The organism is Bacillus sp. LB7 (assembly GCF_030449715.1).
GTDB classification, from domain to species: Bacteria; Bacillota; Bacilli; order Bacillales; family Bacillaceae; genus Bacillus; species Bacillus paralicheniformis.
On sequence record NZ_JASGCA010000002.1, the window covers coordinates 1 to 24,975 of the forward strand.

General features: G+C 45.1%; 23 protein-coding genes, 2 pseudogenes and 1 other annotated feature. Of the genes and pseudogenes, 18 read left to right on the forward strand and 7 right to left on the reverse strand.

The annotated features are described in order from the left end of the window. From QMZ64_RS02535 to motS, 10 genes are all read left to right on the forward strand, one after another. A partial coding sequence (locus tag QMZ64_RS02535; protein WP_301441121.1) for a DNA translocase FtsK occupies positions 1-2,278 on the forward strand: 2,278 nt, incomplete at its 5' end. 263 nt (positions 2,279-2,541) lie between these two features. Further along, positions 2,542-3,840 carry a UDP-N-acetylmuramate--L-alanine ligase gene (gene murC, locus QMZ64_RS02540; RefSeq protein ID WP_075751919.1) on the forward strand — a complete coding sequence of 433 codons (1,299 nt, stop codon included), beginning with the start codon at positions 2,542-2,544 and terminating at the stop codon, positions 3,838-3,840. Between the two features lie 167 nt (positions 3,841-4,007). Then, the gene (locus QMZ64_RS02545) at positions 4,008-4,430 is read left to right on the forward strand and encodes a DUF948 domain-containing protein (RefSeq protein ID WP_059231756.1); all 423 of its coding nucleotides are present in this window, start codon (positions 4,008-4,010) and stop codon (positions 4,428-4,430) included. Between the two features lie 3 nt (positions 4,431-4,433). Beyond that, positions 4,434-4,850 (forward strand): YtxH domain-containing protein, encoded by a 417-nt coding sequence (locus QMZ64_RS02550; protein WP_059231758.1) that lies wholly within the window; start codon positions 4,434-4,436, stop codon positions 4,848-4,850. Positions 4,851-4,870: 20 nt separating this feature from the next. Then, positions 4,871-5,197 carry a bacillithiol system redox-active protein YtxJ gene (ytxJ, locus tag QMZ64_RS02555; RefSeq protein WP_020452607.1) on the forward strand — a complete coding sequence of 109 codons (327 nt, stop codon included), beginning with the start codon at positions 4,871-4,873 and terminating at the stop codon, positions 5,195-5,197. 149 nt (positions 5,198-5,346) lie between these two features. Beyond that, entirely contained in the window at positions 5,347-5,964 is a 618-nt protein-coding gene (locus tag QMZ64_RS02560) for a hypothetical protein (protein ID WP_265625928.1), read from the forward strand. Between the two features lie 209 nt (positions 5,965-6,173). After that, entirely contained in the window at positions 6,174-7,250 is a 1,077-nt protein-coding gene (locus QMZ64_RS02565; RefSeq protein WP_003184447.1) for a bifunctional 3-deoxy-7-phosphoheptulonate synthase/chorismate mutase, read from the forward strand. A gap of 315 nt (positions 7,251-7,565) precedes the next feature. After that, positions 7,566-8,567, forward strand: a complete 1,002-nt coding sequence (ccpA, locus tag QMZ64_RS02570) for a catabolite control protein A (RefSeq protein ID WP_154998909.1) — start codon at positions 7,566-7,568, stop codon at positions 8,565-8,567. A gap of 95 nt (positions 8,568-8,662) precedes the next feature. Then, positions 8,663-9,481, forward strand: coding sequence for a flagellar motor protein MotP (motP, locus tag QMZ64_RS02575; RefSeq protein ID WP_265625930.1), 819 nt, complete (start codon positions 8,663-8,665; stop codon positions 9,479-9,481). After that, on the forward strand, positions 9,471-10,163 hold the full coding sequence (gene motS / locus QMZ64_RS02580) for a flagellar motor protein MotS (protein ID WP_243942632.1): 693 nt from the start codon (positions 9,471-9,473) through the stop codon (positions 10,161-10,163). The genes motP and motS overlap by 11 nt, the downstream gene beginning before the upstream one ends. Positions 10,164-10,227: 64 nt before the next feature. Here motS and QMZ64_RS02585 read toward each other — a convergent pair whose 3' ends face one another. The 3 genes from QMZ64_RS02585 to QMZ64_RS02595 are packed head-to-tail and all read right to left on the reverse strand — an operon-like array spanning position 10,228 to position 12,683. Next, the gene (locus tag QMZ64_RS02585; RefSeq protein WP_243942633.1) at positions 10,228-11,388 is read right to left on the reverse strand and encodes an acetoin utilization protein AcuC; all 1,161 of its coding nucleotides are present in this window, start codon (positions 11,386-11,388) and stop codon (positions 10,228-10,230) included. After that, positions 11,385-12,029, reverse strand: coding sequence for an acetoin utilization AcuB family protein (locus tag QMZ64_RS02590; RefSeq protein WP_265625931.1), 645 nt, complete (start codon positions 12,027-12,029; stop codon positions 11,385-11,387). The genes QMZ64_RS02585 and QMZ64_RS02590 overlap by 4 nt, the downstream gene beginning before the upstream one ends. Before the next feature lie 21 nt (positions 12,030-12,050). Next, entirely contained in the window at positions 12,051-12,683 is a 633-nt protein-coding gene (locus QMZ64_RS02595) for a GNAT family N-acetyltransferase (protein ID WP_265625932.1), read from the reverse strand. A gap of 155 nt (positions 12,684-12,838) precedes the next feature. Here QMZ64_RS02595 and acsA point away from each other — a divergent pair, with 155 nt between their 5' ends. The 3 genes from acsA to QMZ64_RS02610 all read left to right on the forward strand — a co-directional run bounded on the left by acsA (position 12,839) and on the right by QMZ64_RS02610 (position 16,443). Continuing rightward, on the forward strand, positions 12,839-14,557 hold the full coding sequence (gene acsA / locus QMZ64_RS02600; RefSeq protein ID WP_265625934.1) for an acetate--CoA ligase: 1,719 nt from the start codon (positions 12,839-12,841) through the stop codon (positions 14,555-14,557). A gap of 53 nt (positions 14,558-14,610) precedes the next feature. Beyond that, positions 14,611-14,851: a binding site (T-box leader), on the forward strand. 48 nt (positions 14,852-14,899) lie between these two features. Continuing rightward, entirely contained in the window at positions 14,900-16,165 is a 1,266-nt protein-coding gene (gene tyrS, locus QMZ64_RS02605) for a tyrosine--tRNA ligase (RefSeq protein ID WP_265627909.1), read from the forward strand. Positions 16,166-16,296: 131 nt separating this feature from the next. After that, complete coding sequence (locus QMZ64_RS02610) at positions 16,297-16,443, forward strand: hypothetical protein (protein WP_003184427.1); 147 nt, start codon at positions 16,297-16,299, stop codon at positions 16,441-16,443. Positions 16,444-16,491: 48 nt separating this feature from the next. Here QMZ64_RS02610 and QMZ64_RS02615 read toward each other — a convergent pair. Next, positions 16,492-16,813 (reverse strand): annotated as a pseudogene (locus QMZ64_RS02615) (Lrp/AsnC family transcriptional regulator). 132 nt (positions 16,814-16,945) lie between these two features. Here QMZ64_RS02615 and QMZ64_RS23255 point away from each other — a divergent pair. Together QMZ64_RS23255 and QMZ64_RS02620 are read left to right on the forward strand one after the other, a co-directional pair. After that, positions 16,946-17,479, forward strand: a pseudogene (locus QMZ64_RS23255) (MBL fold metallo-hydrolase); the annotation flags it as partial. A 91-nt stretch (positions 17,480-17,570) separates the two neighbouring features. After that, on the forward strand, positions 17,571-18,002 hold the full coding sequence (locus tag QMZ64_RS02620; RefSeq protein ID WP_020452597.1) for a hypothetical protein: 432 nt from the start codon (positions 17,571-17,573) through the stop codon (positions 18,000-18,002). Positions 18,003-18,286: 284 nt separating this feature from the next. On the opposite strand, the gene rpsD is transcribed toward QMZ64_RS02620, so the two are convergent. Beyond that, on the reverse strand, positions 18,287-18,889 hold the full coding sequence (gene rpsD / locus QMZ64_RS02625; protein WP_165427795.1) for a 30S ribosomal protein S4: 603 nt from the start codon (positions 18,887-18,889) through the stop codon (positions 18,287-18,289). Positions 18,890-19,220: 331 nt separating this feature from the next. On the opposite strand from rpsD, the gene QMZ64_RS02630 reads away from it, so the two are divergent. Then, positions 19,221-20,921 (forward strand): sensor domain-containing diguanylate cyclase, encoded by a 1,701-nt coding sequence (locus QMZ64_RS02630; protein ID WP_265625937.1) that lies wholly within the window; start codon positions 19,221-19,223, stop codon positions 20,919-20,921. A 13-nt stretch (positions 20,922-20,934) separates the two neighbouring features. On the opposite strand, the gene QMZ64_RS02635 is transcribed toward QMZ64_RS02630, so the two are convergent. Beyond that, on the reverse strand, positions 20,935-21,429 hold the full coding sequence (locus tag QMZ64_RS02635; RefSeq protein ID WP_145651903.1) for a GAF domain-containing protein: 495 nt from the start codon (positions 21,427-21,429) through the stop codon (positions 20,935-20,937). 129 nt (positions 21,430-21,558) lie between these two features. On the opposite strand from QMZ64_RS02635, the gene refZ reads away from it, so the two are divergent. After that, a complete protein-coding gene (gene refZ, locus QMZ64_RS02640; RefSeq protein ID WP_265625939.1) occupies positions 21,559-22,197 on the forward strand; it encodes a forespore capture DNA-binding protein RefZ in 639 nt (212 codons plus the stop codon). Here refZ and hisJ read toward each other — a convergent pair. Beyond that, positions 22,190-23,002, reverse strand: a complete 813-nt coding sequence (gene hisJ / locus QMZ64_RS02645; RefSeq protein WP_265625940.1) for a histidinol-phosphatase HisJ — start codon at positions 23,000-23,002, stop codon at positions 22,190-22,192. The genes refZ and hisJ overlap by 8 nt on opposite strands. A gap of 187 nt (positions 23,003-23,189) precedes the next feature. Between hisJ and ezrA the strand changes: the two genes are divergently transcribed. Further along, positions 23,190-24,884, forward strand: coding sequence for a septation ring formation regulator EzrA (gene ezrA / locus QMZ64_RS02650; RefSeq protein WP_243942646.1), 1,695 nt, complete (start codon positions 23,190-23,192; stop codon positions 24,882-24,884). Positions 24,885-24,975: the final 91 nt, after the last annotated feature.

Sequence of the window (24,975 nt, forward strand, 5' to 3'; positions counted from 1 at the left end):
AGAAGGTGGCGAACTCGCTGAAGAAAAAGCGCTGCGGCATGAATCCGAACGAACGGAAACCCCTGTCTCAACACATACTCCGGAGGAAACGGAAATCCGCCGTGAGCGAATGACAGAAGGTGGCGAACTCGCTGAAGAAAAAGCGCTGCGGCATGAATCCGAACGAACGGAAACCCCTGTCTCAACACATATTCCGGAAGAAAAAACAGAAATCCGCCGTGAGCGAATGACAGAAGATTCCGGGCTCGTCAAAGAGAAAGCGTTGCGGTATGAAGCTGAAGAAGAGACAGCCACCGCATCATGGAACATAACGGAAGAAGAAGCAATCCCCGCCGAGCAAACACCGGAACAAATCGAAAAGCTTTTGGATCAGCTTGAGGAAACCGGAGAAGAGATGGAAACTGCAGAGGATGCAGGAGCCGTCACGGAAGAACAAGGGGAGACTAACGGCTCGGACGAAATGCGTCCTGACCCGGAAGCTTCAATTCCGGAAGAGGCGCACACTTATGGCCGCAGCTCTGAAATATCCGACCAGAGCGATGGCCCTTCCGATATCAAAAACCGGACAGATGCCAACACGCCGGCTGACGCTCATGAAGAAACAAGCGGAAGCAGCCGGGCTGGCTGGAAACAAGAGCAGGCATCTTTTTCACCGGAACCTGAAGAGACAGCGTCAAGCGCGGGTGAACCCGAAAACAGCGAACCGGACCGGGAGACAAGGACAGATGAGGGGCGGCCTGAAGTTCCGCGGAAGCGGGAAACAGGAGCGGCTCCGGGATCGAAGAAAGGATCTGTTCCGTTTAATGTCATGATGCTTGCATCAGATAAACAAAAAGAAAAAGCGGCTCAAGGGTATCAGTTCCCGAATATGTCTTTGCTTGATGTGCCGCCGGCGCAAAAGCAGGATGATCAGGCCTGGATACATGAGCAGCGCGAGCTGTTGGACGTCACCCTTGAGAACTTCAATGTCAAAGCAAATGTCGTTCATGTCACCCAGGGGCCTTCTGTGACAAGATTTGAGGTGCATCCTGAACCCGGAGTGAAAGTCAACAAAATTACAAACCTGTCAGATGATATTAAACTCAGCCTGTCAGCGAAAGATATTCGGATCGAAGCGCCGATTCCGGGAAAAAATACGATCGGAATTGAAGTGCCGAATTTGCATAGTAAAATGGTTTATTTGCGCGAAATGATCAGAAGTTCGGAATTCAGAACGAATCCGTCTCCTCTGACCGCAGCCCTCGGACTCGACATTTCCGGAAAGCCCGTCGTGGCAGATCTGAAAAAAATGCCCCACGGTTTGATTGCCGGGGCTACGGGATCAGGGAAAAGCGTATGCATCAACACGATCTTAGTCAGTCTGCTGTTCAAAGCGGCGCCGAGCGATGTAAAGCTTCTGCTTATCGATCCTAAGATGGTGGAGCTTGCTCCGTATAATAAAATTCCTCATCTCGTCAGTCCTGTCATCACAGATGCCAAAGCGGCAACTGCTGCATTAAAATGGGTTGTCGAAGAAATGGAGCGGCGCTATGAATTATTTGCCCATTCCGGTGTTCGGGAAATTGAACGATTTAATGAAAAAGTCCGGGAACAGAACATGGGTGAAAAACTTCCTTATCTTGTTGTCGTGATTGATGAACTTGCCGACTTAATGATGGTCGCTCCGAATGAAGTGGAAGAAAGCATCTGCCGAATCGCACAAAAGGCAAGAGCGTGCGGCATCCATCTTCTGATCGCGACGCAGCGGCCTTCAGTTGATGTCATTACCGGCTTAATTAAAGCCAATATACCAACAAGAATAGCATTTTCTGTATCAAGTGCCGTCGATTCAAGAACGATTATCGATATGGCGGGAGCTGAAAAGCTGCTTGGAAAAGGAGATATGCTGTTCTTGGAGAACGGTTCAGGCAAACCGGTCCGCCTGCAGGGCAACTTTGTTTCCGACCGGGAGATTGACCGTGTCGTTTCACATGTCAGACGGCAGCAGGAGCCGAACTATTTATTTGAACAGGAACAATTGGTCAGACAAAATCCGGCCGGATTTGATCAGGATGAACTGTTTCTTGAAGCGTGCGAATTTGCCGTGGAGCAAAACAGCGCCAGCACTTCAAGCCTGCAGCGGCGCTTTCGCATCGGCTATAACAGAGCTGCCAGATTAATCGATATGATGGAAAGGGAAGGCATGATTTCTGAGGCGAAAGGAAGTAAGCCGAGAGAAGTCCTGATTACAAAGGCCGACCTGGAACAGTTAATAGAAAGTAGTTCACTTTTCGGCTAAACATGGTATGATAGCAGATGGGCGTGTTTTTTAGAGCGCCGCATATTAAAGCGCCGGCAGCGGCGTTTTAATCCGTTTTTAAGAGCACTTCCGTGAAAGGGTTCAAAAAAATCCTTTACGCAGGAGGTTTATTCACTCTTGAAAATGTCTGATACTGAATATAATAATGACTTTGAAGAAAACGATGCGGCCGGGTTTAGGTTGCAAATTGAAATAAGCGTCATATACTGGGAAGCAGATAGACGTTTGTTGGAGGTACAATTATGACTGTTTATCATTTTGTCGGAATAAAAGGGACAGGTATGAGTCCGCTTGCCCAAATTCTCCATGATAATGGATATAATGTCCAAGGATCGGATATCGAAAAGTACATTTTTACACAAACCGCATTAGAGGAGAGAAATATCCCGATATATCCGTTTGATCCGGAAAATATCAAGCCGGGAATGACTGTTATTGCCGGAAATGCTTTTCCCGACACCCATCCTGAAATTGAAAAAGCGCAAGCCGAAGGCCTGCCAGTCGTGCGGTACCATAAATTTCTCGGCGACTATCTGAAGAAGTTTACGAGCATTGCCGTTACAGGGGCACACGGCAAAACGTCAACGACGGGCCTTTTGTCTCATGTCATCCAGAAAGCAAAACCGACATCTTATCTGATTGGAGACGGGACTGGAAAAGGCTGCGAAAACAGCGAGTACTTTGTGCTTGAAGCCTGTGAATACAGAAGGCATTTTCTGAGCTATCAGCCTGATTATGCGATCATGACAAATATTGATTTTGATCATCCCGATTATTTCGCGAATATCGATGATGTATTTGACGCATTTCAAACGATGGCATTACAGGTGAACAAGGGAATTATCGCATGCGGAGATGACGAGTATTTGATGAAAATCCATGCGAACGTTCCAGTCGTATACTACGGCTTTGCCGAGGAAAACGATTTTCAGGCGAGAAATGTCATCAAAAATACCGAGGGCACAACGTTCGATGTTTTCGTCAGGAACACATTCTATGATACCTTCTATATACCGGCATACGGCAGCCATAACGTTCTGAACGCTTTGGCCGTCATCGCACTCTGCCATTATGAAGAGGTCGATGTCGATATCATTAAAGAAGGATTGCAAACCTTTGGCGGAGTTAAACGCAGATTTAACGAAAAACATGCCGGCAGCCAAGTGCTGATTGACGATTATGCTCATCATCCGACTGAAATCACGGTGACGATTGAAGCAGCCAGACAGAAGTATCCGGAACGGGACGTTGTCGCAGTATTTCAACCGCATACATTTACGCGCACGCAGTCGTTCCTGAATGAATTTGCCGAAAGCCTCAAGAAAGCCGATTATGTATATCTTTGCGATATATTCGGATCTGCCCGGGAAAATGCAGGAAAGCTGACGATCGGCGATTTGCAGGAGAAAATCCCGCAGGCGAAGCTGATCGATGAAAATGACACATCGATTTTAAAGGAGCATGAACATGCAGTGTTAATTTTCATGGGCGCAGGTGACATTCAAAAGTATTTAAAAGCATATGAAAATGTATTAGCATAATGAGAAAAAGGCAGTGTGAGTCAATCCGCTGCTTTTTTGTACATATGGAGCCGGGAGTTTCTGTTAAAGGAATTCTCCCGTGCGTGTAGAAAAAGTAAATATAGAGGTTTACGATTTAAACAATTGGGTATACATCAATTGTAAGACCTTAGCTCGAGGAGGATAAGATGATTATTATTCTATATTTAAGTGCCGCACTCATCGCTGTCAGCTTTCTTATTCTGGTTATCTATTTATCAAAAACATTAAAATCGCTTCAAGTCACACTCAATCATGTTGCCTCAACGCTGGAAGGTGTTGAAGGACAAATGAAAGGCATCACCGCTGAAACAACGGAGCTCCTGAATAAGACGAACCGGCTCGCTGATGATATTCAGGAAAAATCTTTGAAGCTGAATACGGTCGTGGATGCCGTTCAGGAAGTCGGCACATCGGTCAGGCAGTTTAACAGCTCCATTCAGCAGGTTTCAGAGTCCGTCACATCAGCCGCAGAGCAAAACCGTGAAAAAATTTCTCAAGTTGTCAGCTGGAGCAATGCAGCTTTGGAAATTTGGAATAGATGGAAACAAAAGAAGATGAAGGAGGAATAATTTATGAGTAAAGATGGAATGAATACTAAGGATTTTTTAATCGGCACGTTTGTAGGAGGAATCATCGGGGCAGCCGCAGCTTTATTTTTAGCGCCGAAGTCAGGGAAAGAGCTTCGTGATGACCTCGGAAATCAAGCTGTCGTTTTAAAAGATAAGACTGGAAAGCTCACAAGCGAAGCGAGGGAGAAAGGTTCTGAGTACGTCAGCATCGCCAAAGAGAAGACATCTTCGATTTCACAGCTTGTTGCCGACCAGTCTTCACAGATCATGGATAAAGTCAAAGACTTGCGAAACAAAGGTGCCGAAAAAGCTGATGAACTAAAGGAAGAGGCATCGTCTAAAATCGAAGAACAGGCTGAAGAAGCCAAAAATGAAATAGAGGATGAAGCAAGGGAAACAGCAGATACCGTCCAGAAATAATGGAGGAAAGGGAGATCACCGTGTCGAAACAGCTCATTCAAACAGAGGATGAATTTAAAAAGCTTGCAGAAAACAACGATACATTTATCTTTTTGAAACATAGTGTGACATGCCCGATCAGCAGGCGCGCGTTTGAAGAATTTGAATCATTCGCCAATCAGCATGAAGACATACCGGCTTATTATTTAAAAGTGCAGGAAAGCCGACCGCTGTCAAACTATATCGCTGAGCAGTACGGAATTAAACACGAAAGTCCTCAAGCCTTCATTTTTACAAACGGGAATGTGAAATGGCACGCCTCCCACTCGCAAATTACAGCTCAAGCACTTGCGGAAAACAGCAGATAATCCGCAGGTGAAAACGGCCAAGACGTATAGCGTTTTGGCCGTTTTCTATGTTGTTATGATGCTTTTGCCTCATGGAAATGCCTTTTTAGGAAAATGTATCGTTTGATCAATGGTTGTACGTTATAATTAAAAAAACGGGAGGTGATGAGTTGAACACTGAATTAAAGGACATGCTTCAATCCGTTCTAAAAGAAGAATTGAGTCCGATCAATCAGCGTCTTGATGGAATCGACAAGCGCTTAGACAAAATCGACGCGCGCTTCGTTGAGATCGACAAACGCTTCGATGAAGTGGACGCACGCTTCGTTAAGATTGACAAACGCTTCGATGAAGTGGACGCACGCTTCGTTAAGATCGACAAGCGCTTCGATGAAGTGGACGCGCGTTTCGTTGAGATCGACAAGCGCTTCGATGAAGTGGACGCACGCTTCGTTAAGATCGACAAGCGCTTCGATGAAGTGGACGCGCGCTTCGTTGAAGTAGATAAGCGCTTTAACGCAATCGACAAGCGCTTCAAAGAAATAGACGGGCGCTTAAACAAAGTAGAAAACCGTTTAAACGCAATGGACAAGCGGCTGAATCGGCTTGAAACAGATATAGATGAACTAAAAAGAGGGCAGGAGATGCTCCCGAAAACGATCATCGAGAACATCGGACAATTTACGGAGAACATTGTCGAACATGCCGATGATAAGGCGGCTGCCTTGAATGACAGGGTTTTTAGTGTCGAAACTGCAATACAGAGAATATACAGGTTATCAAGTTAAAGAATCAAACATGATTCTTTTTTTTATTCTTCCGACAAACACCCGCACAGCAAGGGAGAAACTGCATATAATGCTTTATCGCTTAAAAGCGTTTTGGTAATAAAGAATTTTTTCGTGACATTTTAAGAAACATTGTTTATAATAAACCCTAATCAATTGAATCATTCTTATTCTCATAGAGGGTGAAGTTAAAAGAAAGGATGGATAACATGAGCAACACTGAACTTGATTTGCTGAGGCAGCAGGCGAATGAATTAAACTTGCAAATATTAAAACTGATTAATGAGCGAGGAAGAATCGTTCAGGAGATTGGAAAAGCGAAGGAAGCGCAAGGCATCAACCGCTACGATCCAGTCAGAGAAAGAGCGATGCTGAATGAAATTATTGAAAATAATGACGGACCGTTTGAAAACTCGACGATCCAGCATATTTTCAAAGAGATTTTCAAAGCCGGACTCGAACTTCAGGAAGACGATCACAGCAAAGCGCTGCTCGTTTCCCGCAAGAAAAAGCCTGAAAATACGATCGTTGATTTGAAAGGCGAAAAGATCGGCGACGGAGAACAAAGATTTATCGTCGGTCCGTGTGCGGTTGAAAGCTATGAGCAAGTAGCCGAAGTCGCAGCCGCAGCTAAAAAGCAAGGCTTGAAACTGCTTCGCGGCGGAGCCTTCAAACCCCGTACAAGCCCGTACGACTTCCAAGGCCTCGGTGTTGAAGGCCTGCAAATCTTAAAGCGTGTTGCTGATGAGTATGATCTGGCCGTCATCAGTGAGATCGTGAATCCGCAGCATATTGAAGAAGCCATTGATTACATTGATGTTATCCAAATCGGCGCCCGCAACATGCAAAACTTCGAGCTCTTAAAAGCGGCCGGTTCAGTGAAGAAGCCGGTTCTGCTGAAGCGCGGCCTTGCCGCAACGCTGAAGGAATTCATCAATGCAGCGGAGTACATCATGTCACAGGGCAATGATCAAATCATCCTTTGCGAACGCGGAATCAGAACGTATGAGACAGCGACTAGAAATACGCTTGATATCTCAGCTGTGCCGATCCTGAAGCAGGAAACTCACCTTCCTGTATTCGTGGATGTCACTCATTCTACCGGACGCCGCGACTTGCTGCTTCCGACAGCAAAAGCAGCGCTTGCGATCGGAGCTGACGGCGTCATGGCCGAAGTCCATCCTGATCCTTCTGTCGCGCTTTCCGACTCTGCTCAGCAAATGGATATCCCGACATTTGAAAAATGGTTAAATGAACTGAAGCCGCTCGTTCAAGTAAAAGCATAAGATTCGTTTATGGACCGCTTTCGAGCGGTCCTTTTTTTAGTTGTCATCAAAAATTGTCGAAAAAATGTCTTATTTTTAATTAAAAAGCTGTTTATTCTTATTTAAATTAATTATAAAAATAAAGGGAACGTTTTCATATTAGGTAAAACCGTGTATAATTTCAGAGAGCCCCTTTTGTTTTGGCAGGTTATGAAAAATAATGTAAACTTGAGTTCTGTTTATTTTACATAAAGTTTTACATTTTGACATTTCTCTACATGAAAATGTTTATGCTATAGGAAAAGAAAAGTGTACCCAGTTGAAGGAGTGGTAAAAATGAGTAATGTGACAATATATGATGTAGCACGCGAAGCAAATGTAAGTATGGCAACCGTTTCCAGGGTTGTGAACGGGAATCCGAACGTCAAGCCGACGACGAGAAAGAAGGTGCTAGAAGCTATCGAGCGTCTTGGCTATCGTCCAAATGCCGTGGCAAGGGGCCTTGCAAGCAAAAAGACGACGACTGTCGGCGTGATCATTCCCGATATTTCCAGCATCTTTTATTCAGAGCTGGCGAGGGGAATCGAAGATATCGCAACGATGTACAAGTACAATATTATTTTGAGTAACTCCGACCAGAATATGGACAAAGAACTGCATCTTTTGAATACGATGCTAGGAAAGCAAGTTGACGGTATCGTCTTTATGAGCGGAAATGTCACTGAGGAGCATGTGGAGGAGTTTAAGCGGTCACCGGTTCCGATCGTGCTTGCGGCATCTGTTGAAGAAAAAGGGGAAACGCCGTCGGTTGCGATCGATTATGAACAGGCGATTTATGATGCGGCTACCATGCTGATTGAAAAAGGCCATAAGCGCCTTGCGTTTGTATCAGGACCGATGACTGAGCCGGTCAATCAAGCGAAAAAACTTCAAGGCTTTAAAAGAGCCCTTGAGGATAAGGGGCTGCAATTTAAAGAAGAGTATGTAGCAGAAGGCGATTATACGTACGATTCAGGAATGGAAGCGCTGGAGGCGCTCATGAAGCTTGATGAAAAACCGACGGCCGTCCTGTCAGCGACAGACGAAATGGCGCTCGGTGTTATTCACGCAGCACAGGATAAAGGACTGGCTATTCCGGATGACCTTGAAGTGATCGGCTTTGACAATACAAGGCTTTCATTAATGGTTCGGCCGCAGCTGTCGACTGTCGTCCAGCCGACGTATGATATCGGTGCCGTAGCGATGAGACTTCTGACAAAGCTGATGAACAAAGAGGAAGTCGAAGAGCATATTGTCCAGCTGCCGCATCGCATTGAACTCAGACAATCAACAAAATGATCATGATTAAATAAACGAGAAAGAAAGCAAGTGTTCACAGCTTTTTTCGTGAATTGCTTGCTTTCTTTTCCTTGAGCTGGAGAGATTATGAAAAAATGAAACGATTTGATTATCTGACACCGGTTGGTTTGATTTTGGGTATTTTCATTTTAGTAATCGGCGTTGTCTCTGGAGCGGGGCTTTCCGGTTTTTATTCGTTTATCGATTTGACGTCTTTCTTTATCGTGACGGGCGGATTGTGTGCAGCTGTTTTCATCAGCTTTTCCCCGAAAGATTTAAAAAGAGCGCCGGCTGTGCTGAAGCAGGTCTTTATTTCGGAAGAAGACGATGTGCGCGACTTGGTCAAAACCTTTGTCAGCCTGTCTGAACAGGCGCGCAAACAAGGAATTTTATCATTGGACGCCAATGTCAATGAAATGAAAGACCCGTTTTTGAAAAAAGGTCTGCTTCTTGCCATCGACGGATGGGATGAGGAGACGATTCGCAATGTGATGAACTCGGAAATCGCCGCGATGGAAGAAAGGCACAGAAAGGGAAGAAGGATCTTTGAAAAAGCGGGGGAATTTGCCCCTGCATGGGGAATGATCGGAACCCTTGTCGGGCTCGTCATGATGCTCAAAAACCTGAACAAGCCGGAAACGCTCGGTCCGAATATGGCGATCGCTCTTTTGACGACGCTTTACGGATCCCTATTAGCCAACATGCTGTTTATACCGATCGCCGCAAAGCTTGAAGAAAAGACGGAGAATGAAATCTTTAAGAAGCAGGTCATGATCGAAGGCATCATCGGCATCCAGTCGGGACGAAATCCGCGAAATCTGGAAAGTCAGCTTGTCGTTTTCAGTTCAAAAGAAGAATGGGCAAAAAAGCGGGCGGATCATGTAAAACAAAAGGGCAGAGCTCATGAAGCTTAGACATGAACGAAGGAAGCGCGAGCAGGGTCGCAAATCGTCAAACTGGATTATCACGTTTTCGGATTTGATCACGCTCATCCTCGTGTTCTTTATTTTACTGTTTTCGATGTCGCAAATCGATTTAAACAAATTTAAAGCAGCAGTCGGTTCATTTCAAGACAGGGCCGACGGCAAATCCGCCGCAGAGCTGAAAAAAGAAAACGCGGACGATCAGAAGGCTGAAAAAACGGCTAAAAGCCAAGATGATTTATTAAAGAAAATCAACGACTATATTGAAAAAAATGAACTGTCAAGTTTGATTGCGGCCAAGCGTGACGAACGGGGCGTCATCCTCGTCCTTCAGGAAGCGGTTTTGTTTGATTCAGGAAAAGCGGATCTGAAAGACCAGGCTCACCCGCTTTTGCATAAAATCGCCGTCCTTCTCAAATCAGTGTCCAACCCGATCCGTGTGGAGGGGCATACGGACAGCCGCCCGATTTCAACTTACCGTTTTCCATCCAATTGGGAGCTTTCTGCGGCAAGGGCGAGCACTGTGATCGGCTACTTTACGTCGAAAGAGAAGCTCGATTCTTCACGATTTCTTGCCATCGGTTATGCCGATACAAAACCGGTCAAGGACAACCGCACAGAGAGCCATATGAAGAAAAACAGGCGCGTCGAAATTGTCATCGCAAAAAAATAAGTGAGAAGAAAGCAAGGTCTTGCATAAAAGCAAGGCCTTTTTCTGTGCGCCGGGATTTTTCGCATTAAGTGGCGCGCTTAGCAGAGCGAATCGGATAAAGAGCTTTGGCAACGGTTTGGGCGTTTTTTTCCGTTATTTCGGCTTTTCTTGGAATCGGAGGATACAAATCTCCCGGGTCGGACCAGTTGGCAGGAAGCCGGACAGATGCCTGTTTGCCCCACTTTTTCAGCCATTTTTCAGGCATCTTATCCTCAGGTTTCATTCCTTTCATTTCAAGCCAGATTCTTGCCCATGCCCTCGGTACGACGCGCCAAATGTCATACCCGCCTCCGCCGACAGCGATCCATCTTCCGTTGCAATAGGTGTGTGCAAGTTCGTGAGCGAGCTTTGGAATCTCTTCGTAAATCTTCATCGTCGTGCACAAATGTGTCAGCGGATCATAGTAATGCGCATCAGCTCCGTTTTGCGACAAAATAACGTCCGGTTTGAAAAACTCGGCTATTTCAGAAACAGCCGTCCGGTAGGAATCAAGAAAAGATTCATCTTCTGTGAAGGCATCGAGCGGGATATTAAAAGCATAGCCGTAGCCTTCGCCATGACCTCTTTCCTGAACCTGCCCCGTTCCCGGGAAAAGGTAGCGGCCGGTTTCATGAATGGAGACGGTGCACACGGAAGGATCATCATAAAACGTAAACTGCACCCCGTCGCCGTGGTGGGCGTCCGTATCAATATATAAAACCTTCGCATGATATTTTTTCTGCAAATATCGTATCACAACAGAACTGTCGTTATAGACGCAAAATCCTGAAGCTCTTCCTCTGAACCCGTGGTGAAGCCCGCCTCCGAGATTGAGGGCGTGTCTCGCTTTGCCCGTCATGACATAGTCTGCCGCTGTCAGTGTTCCGCCCACCAAAAGGGAGGCGGCTTCGTGCATCCCGGCAAAGACAGGGGTATCTTCTGTTCCAAGCCCGTAGTTTTCGCTTTCGGCTGCCGGAAGTTTTCCCGCCCCTGCAAGCTGGACGGCCCTGATATAATCGCCTGTGTGAACAAGGCCGAGCTCGGCTTCTGTCGCTATGCGCGGAGCAATCGTTTCTCCCGGTTCAAATGCGCCGACCGTATTCAAAAGATCGTATGTTACATAGACGCGCAGCTGATTAAACGGGTGATCTTGATGAAATTGATAAGTTTGATAAGAGGGAGAAAAAATAAATACGCTGTCCTTCATGGCAAATCCCTTTGAACAGCCGGCCAAAGAACCTGATACCCTTTGGACTTCACGTCTTTGATGATAGAGGCGGGATTCATCGTTTGAACGCGAAACACGAGTATTTTTGAATCATCTTCATCACCGGGATATGCGAGCACGCTCAATATGGCGATTTGGCGCCTGCTGAAAATGGCGCTGATATCAGCGAGGCTTCGGGCGATATGATCGGTTTTGATTTCGATTTGGGAGCCTGGAAAATGGGCTCCTGTCAGTTGGACGAACGTATGCAGCAAATCGGATTTTGTCACAATGCCGACAAGCTTCCCGTTTTTTACGATCGGAAGGCAGCCGATTTCGTGTTCGAAAAAAACGGCTGATATTTCTTCGGCAAAATCAAGCGGGTGACCGGTGATCACTTCTTTTGACATAATCAGTTCCACCGGCTTTTTTAAATCTTCGTGAGATCTATTTTGGGCAAAAATACTCGGACTTGCTGTTTTGACATCCCTGTCCGTGACAATGCCTATGACCGTTCCCCGTTCATTGATGACGGGAAGGTGTTTAATGTGAAATGTACGCATGCGTTTGATCGCTTCTTCAATCGTATCCGTTCTGGAAAGTGTCACAACATCCCGTTTCATGATTTTTTCAACAATCATATTCAGGTCCCCTTTGCTCCCTTAATACATAAAACGATTGTGGAATCTGAGTCTGTCAAAACGCTCGATCGACTCCTGACTGACCTCTTTTCCGATGCGGGCCATTAAACAGTTGGCGGGATGGGAGCTGATTTCCGGATCGTCTGTCGCAAACCAGACAAGCCCTCCGGCATTCATCATTTTCTCCATCATCTTTCTGTATTCCCAAACATCTTTATTAGTCCCCTTTAGATCCCAATGCCAGTAATATTCAGTCGTGATGATGATATATTTTTCCATCTGCGGATCCATCATGCTCACCGCAAGCAGCGTCTTCCCGACAGAGTGACCCCTGAACACCGGAATGACTTCGATGGCTCCAAGCTCAATTAAATTTTCCATGTTTCCTTCAGACCATCTTTCAAGCGGGTCTGGATAAACATATGTCACATAGCCGACAATGGTTTGCCGGAAACGGGCGATGATGATCCGTCCTTCGGGAAGCCCGGCGATTTCGATTAATGCTTCATGTTGTTTTTGAGATGGGCGAAAGGCTGTAAGCTCGTCGTGAAATTCATATTGTGCGAGTTTTTCGGGACTGATAGGGCCCTCTATCAGCACTGAGCCTTTCTCGGTCTGCAATTCTTTGGCATGATAAGTTTTGTGATGCTCCACGTATCCACCGCCTTACATCTTAGTTGAAGTCTTTTATACATAACATACCAAAATATTAAGCGTTTTCATAGGGTGGGAGAGTGTTTTTTAAAAATTGAGAAAATAAAAAATCTATACTATAATATATTTTGATGAGCGAACAAAGGGGGATGGGCATGGAATTGAAAGCGTTGCCAGCAGAAACGGGAAACTACAACTTGAAAGACTATGATGAAGCATACCGATCATTTGACTGGAAGGATGCCGAAAAACATTTTTCATGGCACAAAACGGGAAAAATCAATGCAGCTTATGAAGCGATCGACCGCCACGCTGAGTCAAATTTGAAAAATAAAGTGGCATTTTACTACAAAGATCCGGTCCGCGAAGAAAAGTACACCTTCAGAGAGATGAAAAATGAAACGAATAAAGCCGGGAATGTCTTAAAGCAGCATGCGAATGTGGGAAAGGGAGACCGTGTGTTTGTTTTTATGCCGAGATCACCTGAGCTTTATTTTATTCTTCTCGGCGCTGTCAAATTGGGAGCGATCGTCGGGCCGTTGTTTGAAGCATTTATGGAAGGCGCTGTCAAAGACAGGCTTGCAAACAGCGGAGCGAAGGTCATCGTGACGACACCGGAATTGCTTGAACGGGTGCCGGCCGCCGAACTTCCGGATCTTGAATCAATCATTGTCGTTGGAGAAGGCATAAAGGAAGAAGGATCTGTCATCGATTATTACGCGAAAGCGGCTGAAGCAGACACTGATCTTGAGATTGAATGGATGGATCAGGAAGACGGGATGCTGCTTCACTATACTTCGGGTTCGACCGGCGCGCCAAAAGGGGTTCTCCACGTCCACAAAGCAATGATTCAGCATTATCAAACAGCCAAATGGGTTCTTGATCTGCACGACGATGACATTTATTGGTGTACGGCTGATCCAGGCTGGGTTACCGGAACGGTTTACGGGATCTTCGGTCCGTGGCTGAATGGAGCAACGAATGTCGTCGTAGGCGGCAGGTTCAGTCCAGAAGCATGGTACGAAACGATTGAAAAAATGGAAGTGACGGTATGGTACAGCGCGCCAACGGCTTTTCGGATGCTGATGGGTGCTGGCGACGATCTCGTGAACAAATATAATCTGAGCTCATTACGGCATATTTTAAGCGTAGGGGAGCCGTTAAATCCTGAAGTCATCAGATGGGGGCATAAAGTCTTCGGCAACCGGATTCATGATACATGGTGGATGACCGAAACAGGAGCGCAGCTCATCTGCAATTACCCGTGCATGGAAATTAAACCGGGATCGATGGGCAAACCGATTCCAGGCGTAGAGGCTGCAATCGTCGATCACCAGGGAAATGAACTGCCTCCCTACAGAATGGGGAATCTCGCCATTAAAAAAGGCTGGCCGTCGATGATGCATTCGATCTGGAACAATCCTGAAAAATACAGCTCCTATTTTATGCCGGGGGATTGGTATGTATCAGGGGATTCCGCCTACATGGATGAAGACGGATACTTCTGGTTCCAGGGACGGATCGACGATGTCATCATGACATCGGGCGAGCGCGTCGGCCCGTTTGAAGTCGAAAGCAAGCTTGTTGAGCATCAAGCTGTCGCTGAAGCAGGCGTCATCGGCAAACCGGATCCCGTCCGCGGTGAAATTATTAAAGCGTTCATCGCTTTGAGGGACGGTTATGAACCTTCAGATTCGTTAAAAGAAGAAATCAGGCAGTACGTGAAACAAGGTTTGGCCGCGCACGCCGCGCCAAGGGAGATCGAATTCAAGGATAAACTGCCGAAAACAAGAAGCGGAAAGATCATGAGACGCGTCCTGAAAGCATGGGAGCTGAACCTTCCGGCAGGCGATCTCTCATCGATGGAAGACTGATGTCTCATTGACAATGCAAAAATATTATGTTAAAAAAGATTTAGTCGAATATTCAAAAGGTGAAGACTGAGATCAGTAGAACGCATCCTTCCCTGTCTTAGAGAGCTGATGGCCGGTGAAAATCAGCACATATGGATGGTTTGAATTACACTCACGAACCGCTTTTGCGAAAAAAGCCTCCCGGGCTTTGTGTAGCAGAAGAACGGAAGCTTTTCCGTTATCAATGAGAGTGAAAAGAGCGCGGCCATGCGTTCTTTTAAGCAGGGTGGTACCGCGATTTTTATCGTCCCTTCGTTTTTGCGAAGGGGCGTTTTATTTTTGGAAAAAAGGAGCTAAATGATGATGACACACTTACTTGATGATTTGTCCTTCAGGGGACTGATTCAGCAGCAAACCGATGAAGCAGGCTTGAGAGAACTGCTGGATTCAGAGAACATCAGCTTATACTCCGGATTTGATCCGACAGCTGACAGTCTGCATATCGGACACCTGCTGCCGATTTTAATGCTTCGCCGCTTCCAGCTGGCCGGACATCGTCCGATTGCGCTCGTAGGCGGAGCGACTGGCCTGATCGGCGACCCGAGCGGAAAGAAAGCGGAGCGGACACTGAACACTGAAGAAATCGTCCGCGAATGGTCACAGAAAATCAAAAACCAGCTTTCGCGTTTCCTTGATTTTGAAGCTGATGAGAATCCGGCGATCATGGCGAACAACTATGACTGGATCGGCAAAATGAACGTCATTGATTTCTTGCGCGATGTCGGCAAAAACTTCGGAATCAATTACATGCTTGCCAAAGATACGGTAAGCTCCAGAATCGAGACGGGCATATCTTATACTGAGTTCAGCTACATGATCCTGCAGTCTCTCGATTTCTTGAATTTGTACAGAAACCAGGAATGCAAGCTGCAGATCGGCGGAAGCGACCAGTGGGGCAATATCACGTCAGGCCTCGAGCTTATCCGCAAATCTGAAGAGAATGCAAAAGCTTTCGGATTGACGATTCCGCTTGTGACAAAAGCAGACGGCACAAAGTTCGGAAAAACGGAAGGCGGCGCGATCTGGCTTGATAAAGAGAAGACGTCGGCATATGAGTTTTATCAGTTCTGGATCAATACCGACGACAGGGATGTCGTGAAATACTTAAAATACTTCACTTTCTTGTCCAAAGAAGAAATCGAAGATCTCGCTGAAAAAACAGAGACAGCGCCTGAAAAACGCGAAGCGCAAAAACGCCTTGCCGAAGAAGTGACCGTACTTGTACACGGCCGTGAAGCGTTTGAGCAGGCCGTCAACATCTCAAAAGCACTCTTCAGCGGAGATATTAAACAACTGACTGCTGAAGAAGTGAAGGTCGGCTTTAAAGGGGTTCCTTCCATGGAACTCGAGAAAGCGGATGAACTGCCTCTTGTTGAGGTGCTCGTCCAATCAAAGCTGTCTCCATCCAAACGCCAGGCGCGCGAAGACATCACGAATGGTGCGGTATATGTTAACGGCGAACGCCGCACCGATGTTGCGGACGTCCTCACCGGCGATGACCGCATCGAAGGACAGTTTACCGTCATCCGTCGCGGTAAAAAGAAATACTTCCTGCTGACTTATAAGTAATCAGCGAACCCTTGCCATTTGGCAAGGGTTTTTTTGTGTCCGTATGTTTTATGTATGTTCATTCAGGAAATGTCAAAAATATAGATGTAATAGGTAAAGCGTTTCCATCGTTGAAGAGGGAGGAATGTAGCATGAACCTGTTCATTGCAGCCAAAGAAAAATTTATGGAAGATTACCACAAGCAGCTGGAAACGGAACGAAAACAAGAGGTGCAGCAGTCGGCTGACGGATACAATCAATTGAATCAGACGGAAAATGCAGCAAAGCGGCTGAAGTAGAGGGTCTTTAGGGCCCTTTTTTTTATAAAAAAGCGGACGGTAAATTCTTCACACGTCCGTTTGATGAGTCACGATCGACAGTTTATAATTTGTATGATGGTTTAAAATTGTAAAAATTGATCCAACAGTTGATTTGGAGGAAACTTGCATTCGAGAGTCCCCGCTGATTTTCTAGTTTTGAATGACAGGAAGTTATGATAAGCGCCTTTTGTATAGATATTAAAAAAAGCGTGAATAAAACACTCGAGTTTAACTTGATCCACCCTTATGGTATACCTTCAATCACTCTTTGATCCTTTAATTTAGCAACCCTTGATGAAGGCGCCTGCTCTGTCAAACGTACTTATTCTCCTAATTCCTTCATGGTCATCCGGTTGTTCTTGAATCACCTCTATTATTTTCCTATATTTGTATATTATCCTAGATCCTCTCGATGTTTTTCAAACAAACGCTAATAAGACTTGATTATATCTATTTAAATGATGAGCGGTCATAGTGTAAACTGATCGTAAATAAAAGGAAAGGTATAACCGGCAAAACATTACTAATAGATTTGATGTTGGCTGAGAAAGTCATTTGCCCTCCTTTTCCGGATTCAACAAAACAAGATCAAAACACACTTTGGTCACTCTGCCTGTGCCAATCGACGAACTCGTCAAGAATACAGACGCAGTTATCGTCCCTTATCTGCATTTGATCACTTTGACGATGCTGCCAAAGATCTAGGATCTGTTGCCGATAGAAATTAAACTGTTTGTCTGAAATGAAGCAAATGCTGAGGAAGTGAGAAAAGCCGGTTTTCAAAATATAGAGGTTCTAACAAAAGAACAGTGTTTGATGGGTTCAAGAAGGCAAAAGGCGAGCATGGGAGAGGAGAGATATTAAATTTGCCGGAGAAGTGTACGGCGTTGTCTTTAAGCACTCAAAAGAGAAAACGCTGTTTGTAGAAGGGGGTACGGTTTGGTGTGAAGGTGTCCTGGAAAAAATCGCTGCACATCAGCCGGACATCATAGTATTTAACACAGGAGACAATCAAAATATAACCCTTGAAATAGTAGTTTCAAGGGTTTAAGATGGATATATATCTTTTATTTTACAATATTTATATTTAATGGAGGGGTTCATTTATGAAAAAAATTACGTTATTAGCTTTTGTCGGTATCATGGTATTTGGATTTATTTTTATGGGAACTGGCAAGACGGCAGAGGCTGTAAGCAAAACAACGAGCTTTACATATCATTCGGGTATTGGGGATGCAAAGTCTTATATCCATACATCTGAAAATTATATAAACGTATATGCTACAGTTGAGTTAGGTAGAGTTGGCACTTGGGGTACTGCAGCATATTGCAAATTATATCTGCAACGCTACACAGGTGGCTCTTGGAAAACGATTGATACCGCTTCTGGTGATGCAGAATATGGTAAAAAACTAAACGTTACATTTTCAAATATCGCCAAAAAGTCTGCCTCTACCCGAGTAAAGGTTAAACTTTATAATAATTGGAAGCATTCAGAATTAATGCAAACAGTGTATTCAAGCAAGTGGACTCGATAAGTTAAGTAAGGCTCTCTTATAAAAGGAGAGCTTTATTTTTTGACAATTAACAGTTACTCCTCTCTTGAGCTGTAACTTTACATTAAAAAGATCTTTATGTGTTTGTTTCTTCCTCCGTGGTCTGGCTTTTTAAAAGCTTCCTCACTTTTTCATGCCTTCTTTAACTTAAAATCCCCGGAGACTAAAAAGCAGGAGCTAAAACACTGTTTTTTAGCAAGTATAAAAGCCCCAAGAAACCTTGGTTTCTTGGGGTTCGAGAAATACTCTTTAAAGAGCATTTTCTATTAACGAGAGTAGAACTCAACGATCAATGCTTCGTTGATCTCAGCAGGAAGCTCAGAACGCTCTGGAAGGCGAGTTAGTGAACCTTCAAGCTTTTCAGCGTCAAAAGTCAGGTATTCAGGAACGAAGTTGTTCACTTCAACCGCTTCTTTAACGACAGAAAGGTTTTGAGATTTTTCACGAAGTGAAATCGTTTGGCCAGGTTTAACTTGGTAAGACGGAATGTCAACGCGGCTTCCGTCAACAAGAATGTGACCGTGGTTTACCAATTGGCGTGCTTGGCGGCGAGTGCGCGCTAGGCCAAGACGGTAAACGATGTTGTCAAGACGTGCTTCAAGAAGAATCATGAAGTTTTCACCGTGTTTACCAGCCATTTTCGCAGCTTTGTCAAAAAGGTTGCGGAATTGGCGTTCGTTCACACCGTACATATGGCGAAGCTTTTGCTTTTCTTGCAATTGCAAACCATATTCTGATAGTTTTTTACGCTGTCCCGGACCGTGGGGACCTGGTGCGTAAGGACGTTTTTCTAATTCTTTACCCGTACCGCTCAAAGAGATGCCTAAACGGCGGGATAATTTCCAGCTTGGACCTGTATAGCGAGCCATAATGTGACTCCTCCTTTGGTTTTATTTTTGTGAAAATAAAACCCATCTGTTCAATTCAGCCATGTCCATTTTGTATTCATGTATCCTCGCTCCAGCAGCAAAGAGTTACACGATACACCTTAATAGATAAGGAACAAAATGAAACACAGAAGCAGAACAAAAAGGCTGCATTATTTCACACAAAGAAGATTATATAATGTCCGCTGTGCAAAGTCAACCATTCATGGACTGTCCCAAAGAGCACAAATCGTTAATAAGTATAAAGTCCTGTTTTTTTATGATATAATCAGGAAAATAAAATACACAAAACGGATTTTTTAAGGTGATGACCATGAATAAACAAACTGAAGACCTATATCTGTCTTTTCATCAGAAGCTGTTCCAATTTCTTTTAAAAAAGCCGGCCGTCTCGTACGATGACTCTGTTGCCTGGCTAAAAGCGGCAGCAGAGTCATTTTTTTCGTTTATTTCTCTTACATTGCGTCCTTCTTCAAGACCGCAGGGAGCGAACGGCCAAAGCGGCCAGATCAGCCGAGTTAATGATTATTATATCATTATAACAATAGAAGAAAACAGCAAATATATAGAACTTTTGTGTCAAAAGAATCATAAAGTACCGGAACGTCTTGCTGAATCCATCCGCCTGTTTTTAATGCATTGTCTGGAGCTTGATGCATTATTTCGTGATGAGCTCGAGAAAACAAAGATTTTTGAAAAGACGGAGCTGCTGCATGAGCTGATGGATCAGGGACAGGTGCTCAAGACAATGCTCGAAAGTTTAAGGGATGTTTTTCCTTTTTTCACATATTGCATTTTCTTGTCATCCGATCAGGATCAGTACATCAACCTTCCAGCGATAGAGTTGGATGTGCAAAGCGAATCGACCGATTCTTTTGCCTTGGAGGCATACTTATCAGGACAGGTGAAGAGCAAAAATGAAGAGGAAGTATACATTCCGATTAAAGGCCGACAGGGAACGTATAGCGTTTTGAAAGCTTATGGACCAGGCGCTGCCGATATGGCAGCGGATATTTGCATTATTTCGAATGCGGCAGGGAAAGCATTTGAAAATTCGCGGCTTTACGAACAATCGCAGAATATGATTTCAAATTTGGAGCTGATTAATGAAACATCGCATCAGCTGAACCGGACGAAACGCCTCCCGGATATGATGAAGAGCTTGTCCGAAAGGCTGATCAGTTCATTTGGCGCCGAAGAAGTGGGCTTTTTTTATAAAAATCACTTGGGCGAGGACACCCTGCTGCCGGGAAGCACAAGTTTTTTTCAGACGGATGCGGCCCTTCCATACATCTGCTATGTTAAAGAAAAGATTTCAGAGGAAAACGGGGTGTTTGTCGGAAACGGTTCTTCGTTTTTTGGAAATGAAGGTTATGCTTCATTAATGGGCGTTCCGATGCTTGAGAATAATGAAAACAAAGGATTTGTCATCGTGTTGAAAAAAAACGTCTGCTCCTTTTCATTTGAAATGTTTAAGCTGTTTCAGACGCTGATCAGGCATTCCACGCTCGCCGTGTCGAATTTGATGCTGCGCGACCGGCTGAAGTATCTTGTTCAAACAGACCGTTTGACAGAGCTTTACTCGAGAAGCTATTTCGATGAAAAAATCGGGTACAGTATGAAAGCGGATGAGAGCGGCGTGCTCGTATTGATTGATATTGATGATTTTAAACAGATTAACGATACGTACGGCCATCAGAAAGGCGATGATATTCTCATTCAAGTCGCCCGGGTGATCCAGCGAAACATCCGCGACGAGGACGTCGCAGCAAGATGGGGAGGAGAAGAGCTTGCGGTATACTTGCCGAAAGCAGGGCTGAACGCCGGTGAAATGCTTGCTGAGAGGCTGATTACGCTTGTGAGGGAATGCACTGATCCGAAGGTGACGATTTCGTGCGGGGTATCCCATTGGTCTCAGGATCATCCGAAATCTTTAACCTGCCTTTTTAAAGAGGCGGATGTCGCGCTGTACAATGCAAAGCGGAACGGGAAAAACAGGTTTATGACACATTAAAAAAGAGCCGGATTTACCGGCTCTTTTCGCTTAAACGCTCTCCAAGCTTCTCTGTGAACTTTTTCAAATAATACTCATCCGTTTCATCGAAGCGGTTTTTAATCGGGCTGTCGATATCGAGCACTCCGATGATGTTCCCGTCAACTTCAAGCGGAACTACGATTTCGGATTGGGATGCTGCATCACACGCAATGTGTCCGGGGAACGCGTTCACATCTTCAACGCGCTCAACCCGGCCGTTTGTATAAGCGGTGCCGCAGACGCCTTTCCCGAACGGGATTCTTACGCATGCAGGAAGTCCCTGGAACGGCCCGAGCACAAGCTCGCCGTCTTTGGCAAAATAAAAACCCGCCCAGTTGATGTCTTCCAATGATTGATACAGAAGAGCGGAGGCGTTTGCTGTATTGGCGATCATATCAGGTTCGCCTTCTGTCAGCGCATCGATCTGTTTGAGGAGAAGCTCGTATTTTTTTTCTTTGCTGCCTTCTGTTTTTTCGACATGAAACATGATAATTTCCCTCGCTTTTTCTTTGAAATGGCAAAAACACGCTTGCCGTGATGCTATTTGTCGAGCACTTTTTACAGGAACAATTCCGCTTCAAGTGGAATTGTTTTAAGTAAGAAGGGGTGAAACAAGATGGGATCAAACGCTATTTCAACCACGAAGGACAGGATCATCGAATCTGCCGTGGAGCTGTTCAACCAAAAAGGTTTTTCAGGAACATCAGTCCGCGAAATTGCCCGAGCAGCCAATGTCAATGTCGCCCACATCTCCTATTATTTTAATGGAAAAGGCGGTTTAATGGAGCATTTAGTATCCCGTTTTTATGAAGGTTATTTAAGAGTCCTTGAAAAGGGTTATGAACGCCTTCAGGATGCAGGTGCAACGGATTGCCTTCTTCAATTGGTTTTTGATATTCTATCGTATCAGCATGAGCACCGTCAATTAACTCGGTTTGTTTATCGCGAAGTCACGATCGATTCCACACTGAATCGTGAAGTGATGTCGACATATTTAACAAAAGAAAAGTACATTCTCCATCTGATCATTGAAAAGGGAAATGAGGACAACGAATTTTCCCGTTTTCCCCTATCCCATTTTATGATTCAGCTGAAGTCGCTTTTAATGATGCCTTATCTGCAGCCTCAATATATTTCAGAAGTGCTTTATGTACAGCCGCACGAGCCGTACTTTTATCAGGCGTATTACAAGGAAGTCAAAACATGGCTTCTCAGTCTGTTGTACAGAGAAGGTCGGCAAGCCGCCGTTATTTAGCAAAGCGGCTCTCAAAATGTTCGTAACCAAATCCGGCATCCTCTGCTTGGTGGGCGTCTGACCCAAAGACAAGCGGGATGTTTTTTTGTTCCGCTTCTTTTATCATCCATTCTTCCATATAGACGTCGCCTGCATAAGGCTTGCGGAGGCCGGACGTATTAAAGTCAAGTTCGAACCCGCGCTTTGCGGCTTCATCCAGACAGGAGGAGACCGATTTTCTGACGCTTTCTGACAACGTATACGGAAACAGCTTCACAAATTTTTTCGCAAGCGTGATGTGGCCGATTCGTTTTGGCTTAAATGCTCCCAGCGGTGATACAATGGAAGAATAAATTTCGTCATAATAGGCGAGATAGACCTGTTCTGTGCTGCCGTAGCAGCCGATCAGCTGCTGAAACGCTTTTTCATCGTAGTCAAGGCAGATGTACGTAGATCCGGCAGGCAAAAAATGAACGGAAAGAATGCTGTCGTCAAGATGCGTGCCGTATTGATCGAGAAAAGCTTTCGTTTCGTGTTCAAAGGCGCGGATATAATCGACTTCAAGACCGATCAAAACGTCGAGCTGTCCTTTGTATTCTTCCTTCAGATCGGTCAGCCGTTCAATATAGCGGTCCAGCTCGGAGATCGGCATGGCGCTGTCTTTCTCCGGAGTCGGATCCATGAATGAAGGCGGAAGCGGCGCATGCTCGGTGAAGGATACGGATCGGAAGCCTTTTTTGCATAATTCTTCTATATAATATCTGAATTCGTCTTTTGATCCGTGCGGACAAAAAGGAGAATGAACATGACCGTCTCGTTTCAGCATGATGTCACCCCATAAAAAAATAGTCAGATGTTGTCACTTTGATGTAAAAAAATTAAAAATTCTGCTCAAAAAATGTTGGTTACATGGTATCATAAGAACAATGAAAACGATAGTTTAACTTCATTTTTACATAACAATTTCAAATATCATACCCTGACAGAACAGATAAACAGCAAGGGGGCTCATTATGGAGTTTGTCATTGGCTTACTGGCGTTATTTTTAATCTTATTCGCTACGGGCTACTTATTCAGAAAAAATATATATAAAGAGATCGACCGTTTAGAAGCTTGGAAAATTGAAATCATGAACCGATCGATCGTGGAAGAGATGTCAAAAATCAAGCATCTGAAAATGACGGGGCAGACTGAGGAATTCTTTGAAAGGTGGCGCCGGGAATGGGATGAAATCGTCACCTCGCATATGCCCAAAGTCGAAGAGCTTCTGTTTGAAGCCGAGGATTGCGCCGACAAATACCGTTTTCAAAAATCGAAACAGGTGCTCGCGCATATTGAGAATCTTTTATCAGCGGCTGAATCCAACATTGAAGACATCTTAAAGGAAATCGCCGATCTTGTCTCGAGCGAAGAGCAGAACCGCAAAGAAATCGAAGAGGTAAAAGAACGGTATACAAAAGTGCGGAAAAACCTTTTGGCATACAGCCACCTGTACGGAGACCTTTATGAGAAAATTGAAGCCGACCTCGATACCGTGTGGGAAGGCATTAAACAGTTTGAAGAGGAAACAGAAGGCGGAAATTATATAGAAGCCAGAAAGGTGCTGCTTGCCCAAGACCGTTTGCTTGAAGGGCTTCAATCATACATAGACGATGTGCCGAAACTGCTTGCAAGCTGCAAGCAGACCGTTCCGCAGGAACTCGCCAAATTGAAAGCCGGCTATCAGGAAATGATCGATAAAGGATACAAACTCGATCATATTCAAGTGGAGAAGGAGCTCGAAAACCTTTTGAAAGAATTGAAGCGCGCTGAAGGTGCGCTTTTGGACGAACTTGATTTAGAAGAAGCCGCCGCAATCGTGCAGATGATTGATGAAACGATCCAGACGCTGTATAACCAGCTGGAGCATGAAGTCGAAGCAGGGCAGGAAATTTTGGGAAAAGTGCCTGAGCTTGCCGCTGCATTGGAAAAGCTTGAAGCCTCCAAAAAGGATACTGAAGCTGAAACCGAGCTCGTCAAGAAAGGCTACAGACTGACAACCGGAGAACTGGAGAAACAGCAGTCATACGAAAAGCGCCTTGAAATGATCGAAAAGCAGTTCGAACAAGTGAAAGAAAGGCTTGATCAGAAACATGTCGCCTACTCGCTGTTAAAAGAAGAGCTTGCGGATATCGAAAAGCAGATGGAAGCCGCTCAACGGGAGCATGACGAATACAGGGACATGCTGCAAATGCTGAGAAAAGAAGAGCTTCAGGCAAGAGAGCTTCTCAAGCAATTGAAGCAGACGATCAAGGATACTGCGCGGAGCCTGGAGAAAAGCAATGTTCCAGGCATTCCGGAGGCCATAACCGAAAAAATCCGGCAGTCGCAGACGACTGTGCAGAAGGTGACAGAACAGCTGAATGAGCTGCCGCTGAACATGGATGCGGTGAACGAACGCCTTCAAGAGGCGGAACAGCTTGTCACAGAAGTGAAAACAAAGACGGATGAACTGGTTGAAATGGTTTTGCTGATCGAACGCATCATCCAATATGGCAACCGATTCAGAAGCCAGGACCGGATTCTTTCTGAACAGCTGAAAGAAGCAGAGAACAGTTTTTACGCATATCAGTATGAAGAGGCTTACGACATTGCCGCCAGAGCGGTGGAAAAAGCGTCGCCGGGAGCAGTGGCCCGGCTTGTAGCGGACGCGAAGCAGCCTGAATAGAACAAAAACCCGGCACGTGAAGAGGCGTGTCGGGTTTTTTTGTCTAAAGCTGCAATGAAAAGATAAAAAAACCGGCCCTGTTTAAAAACAG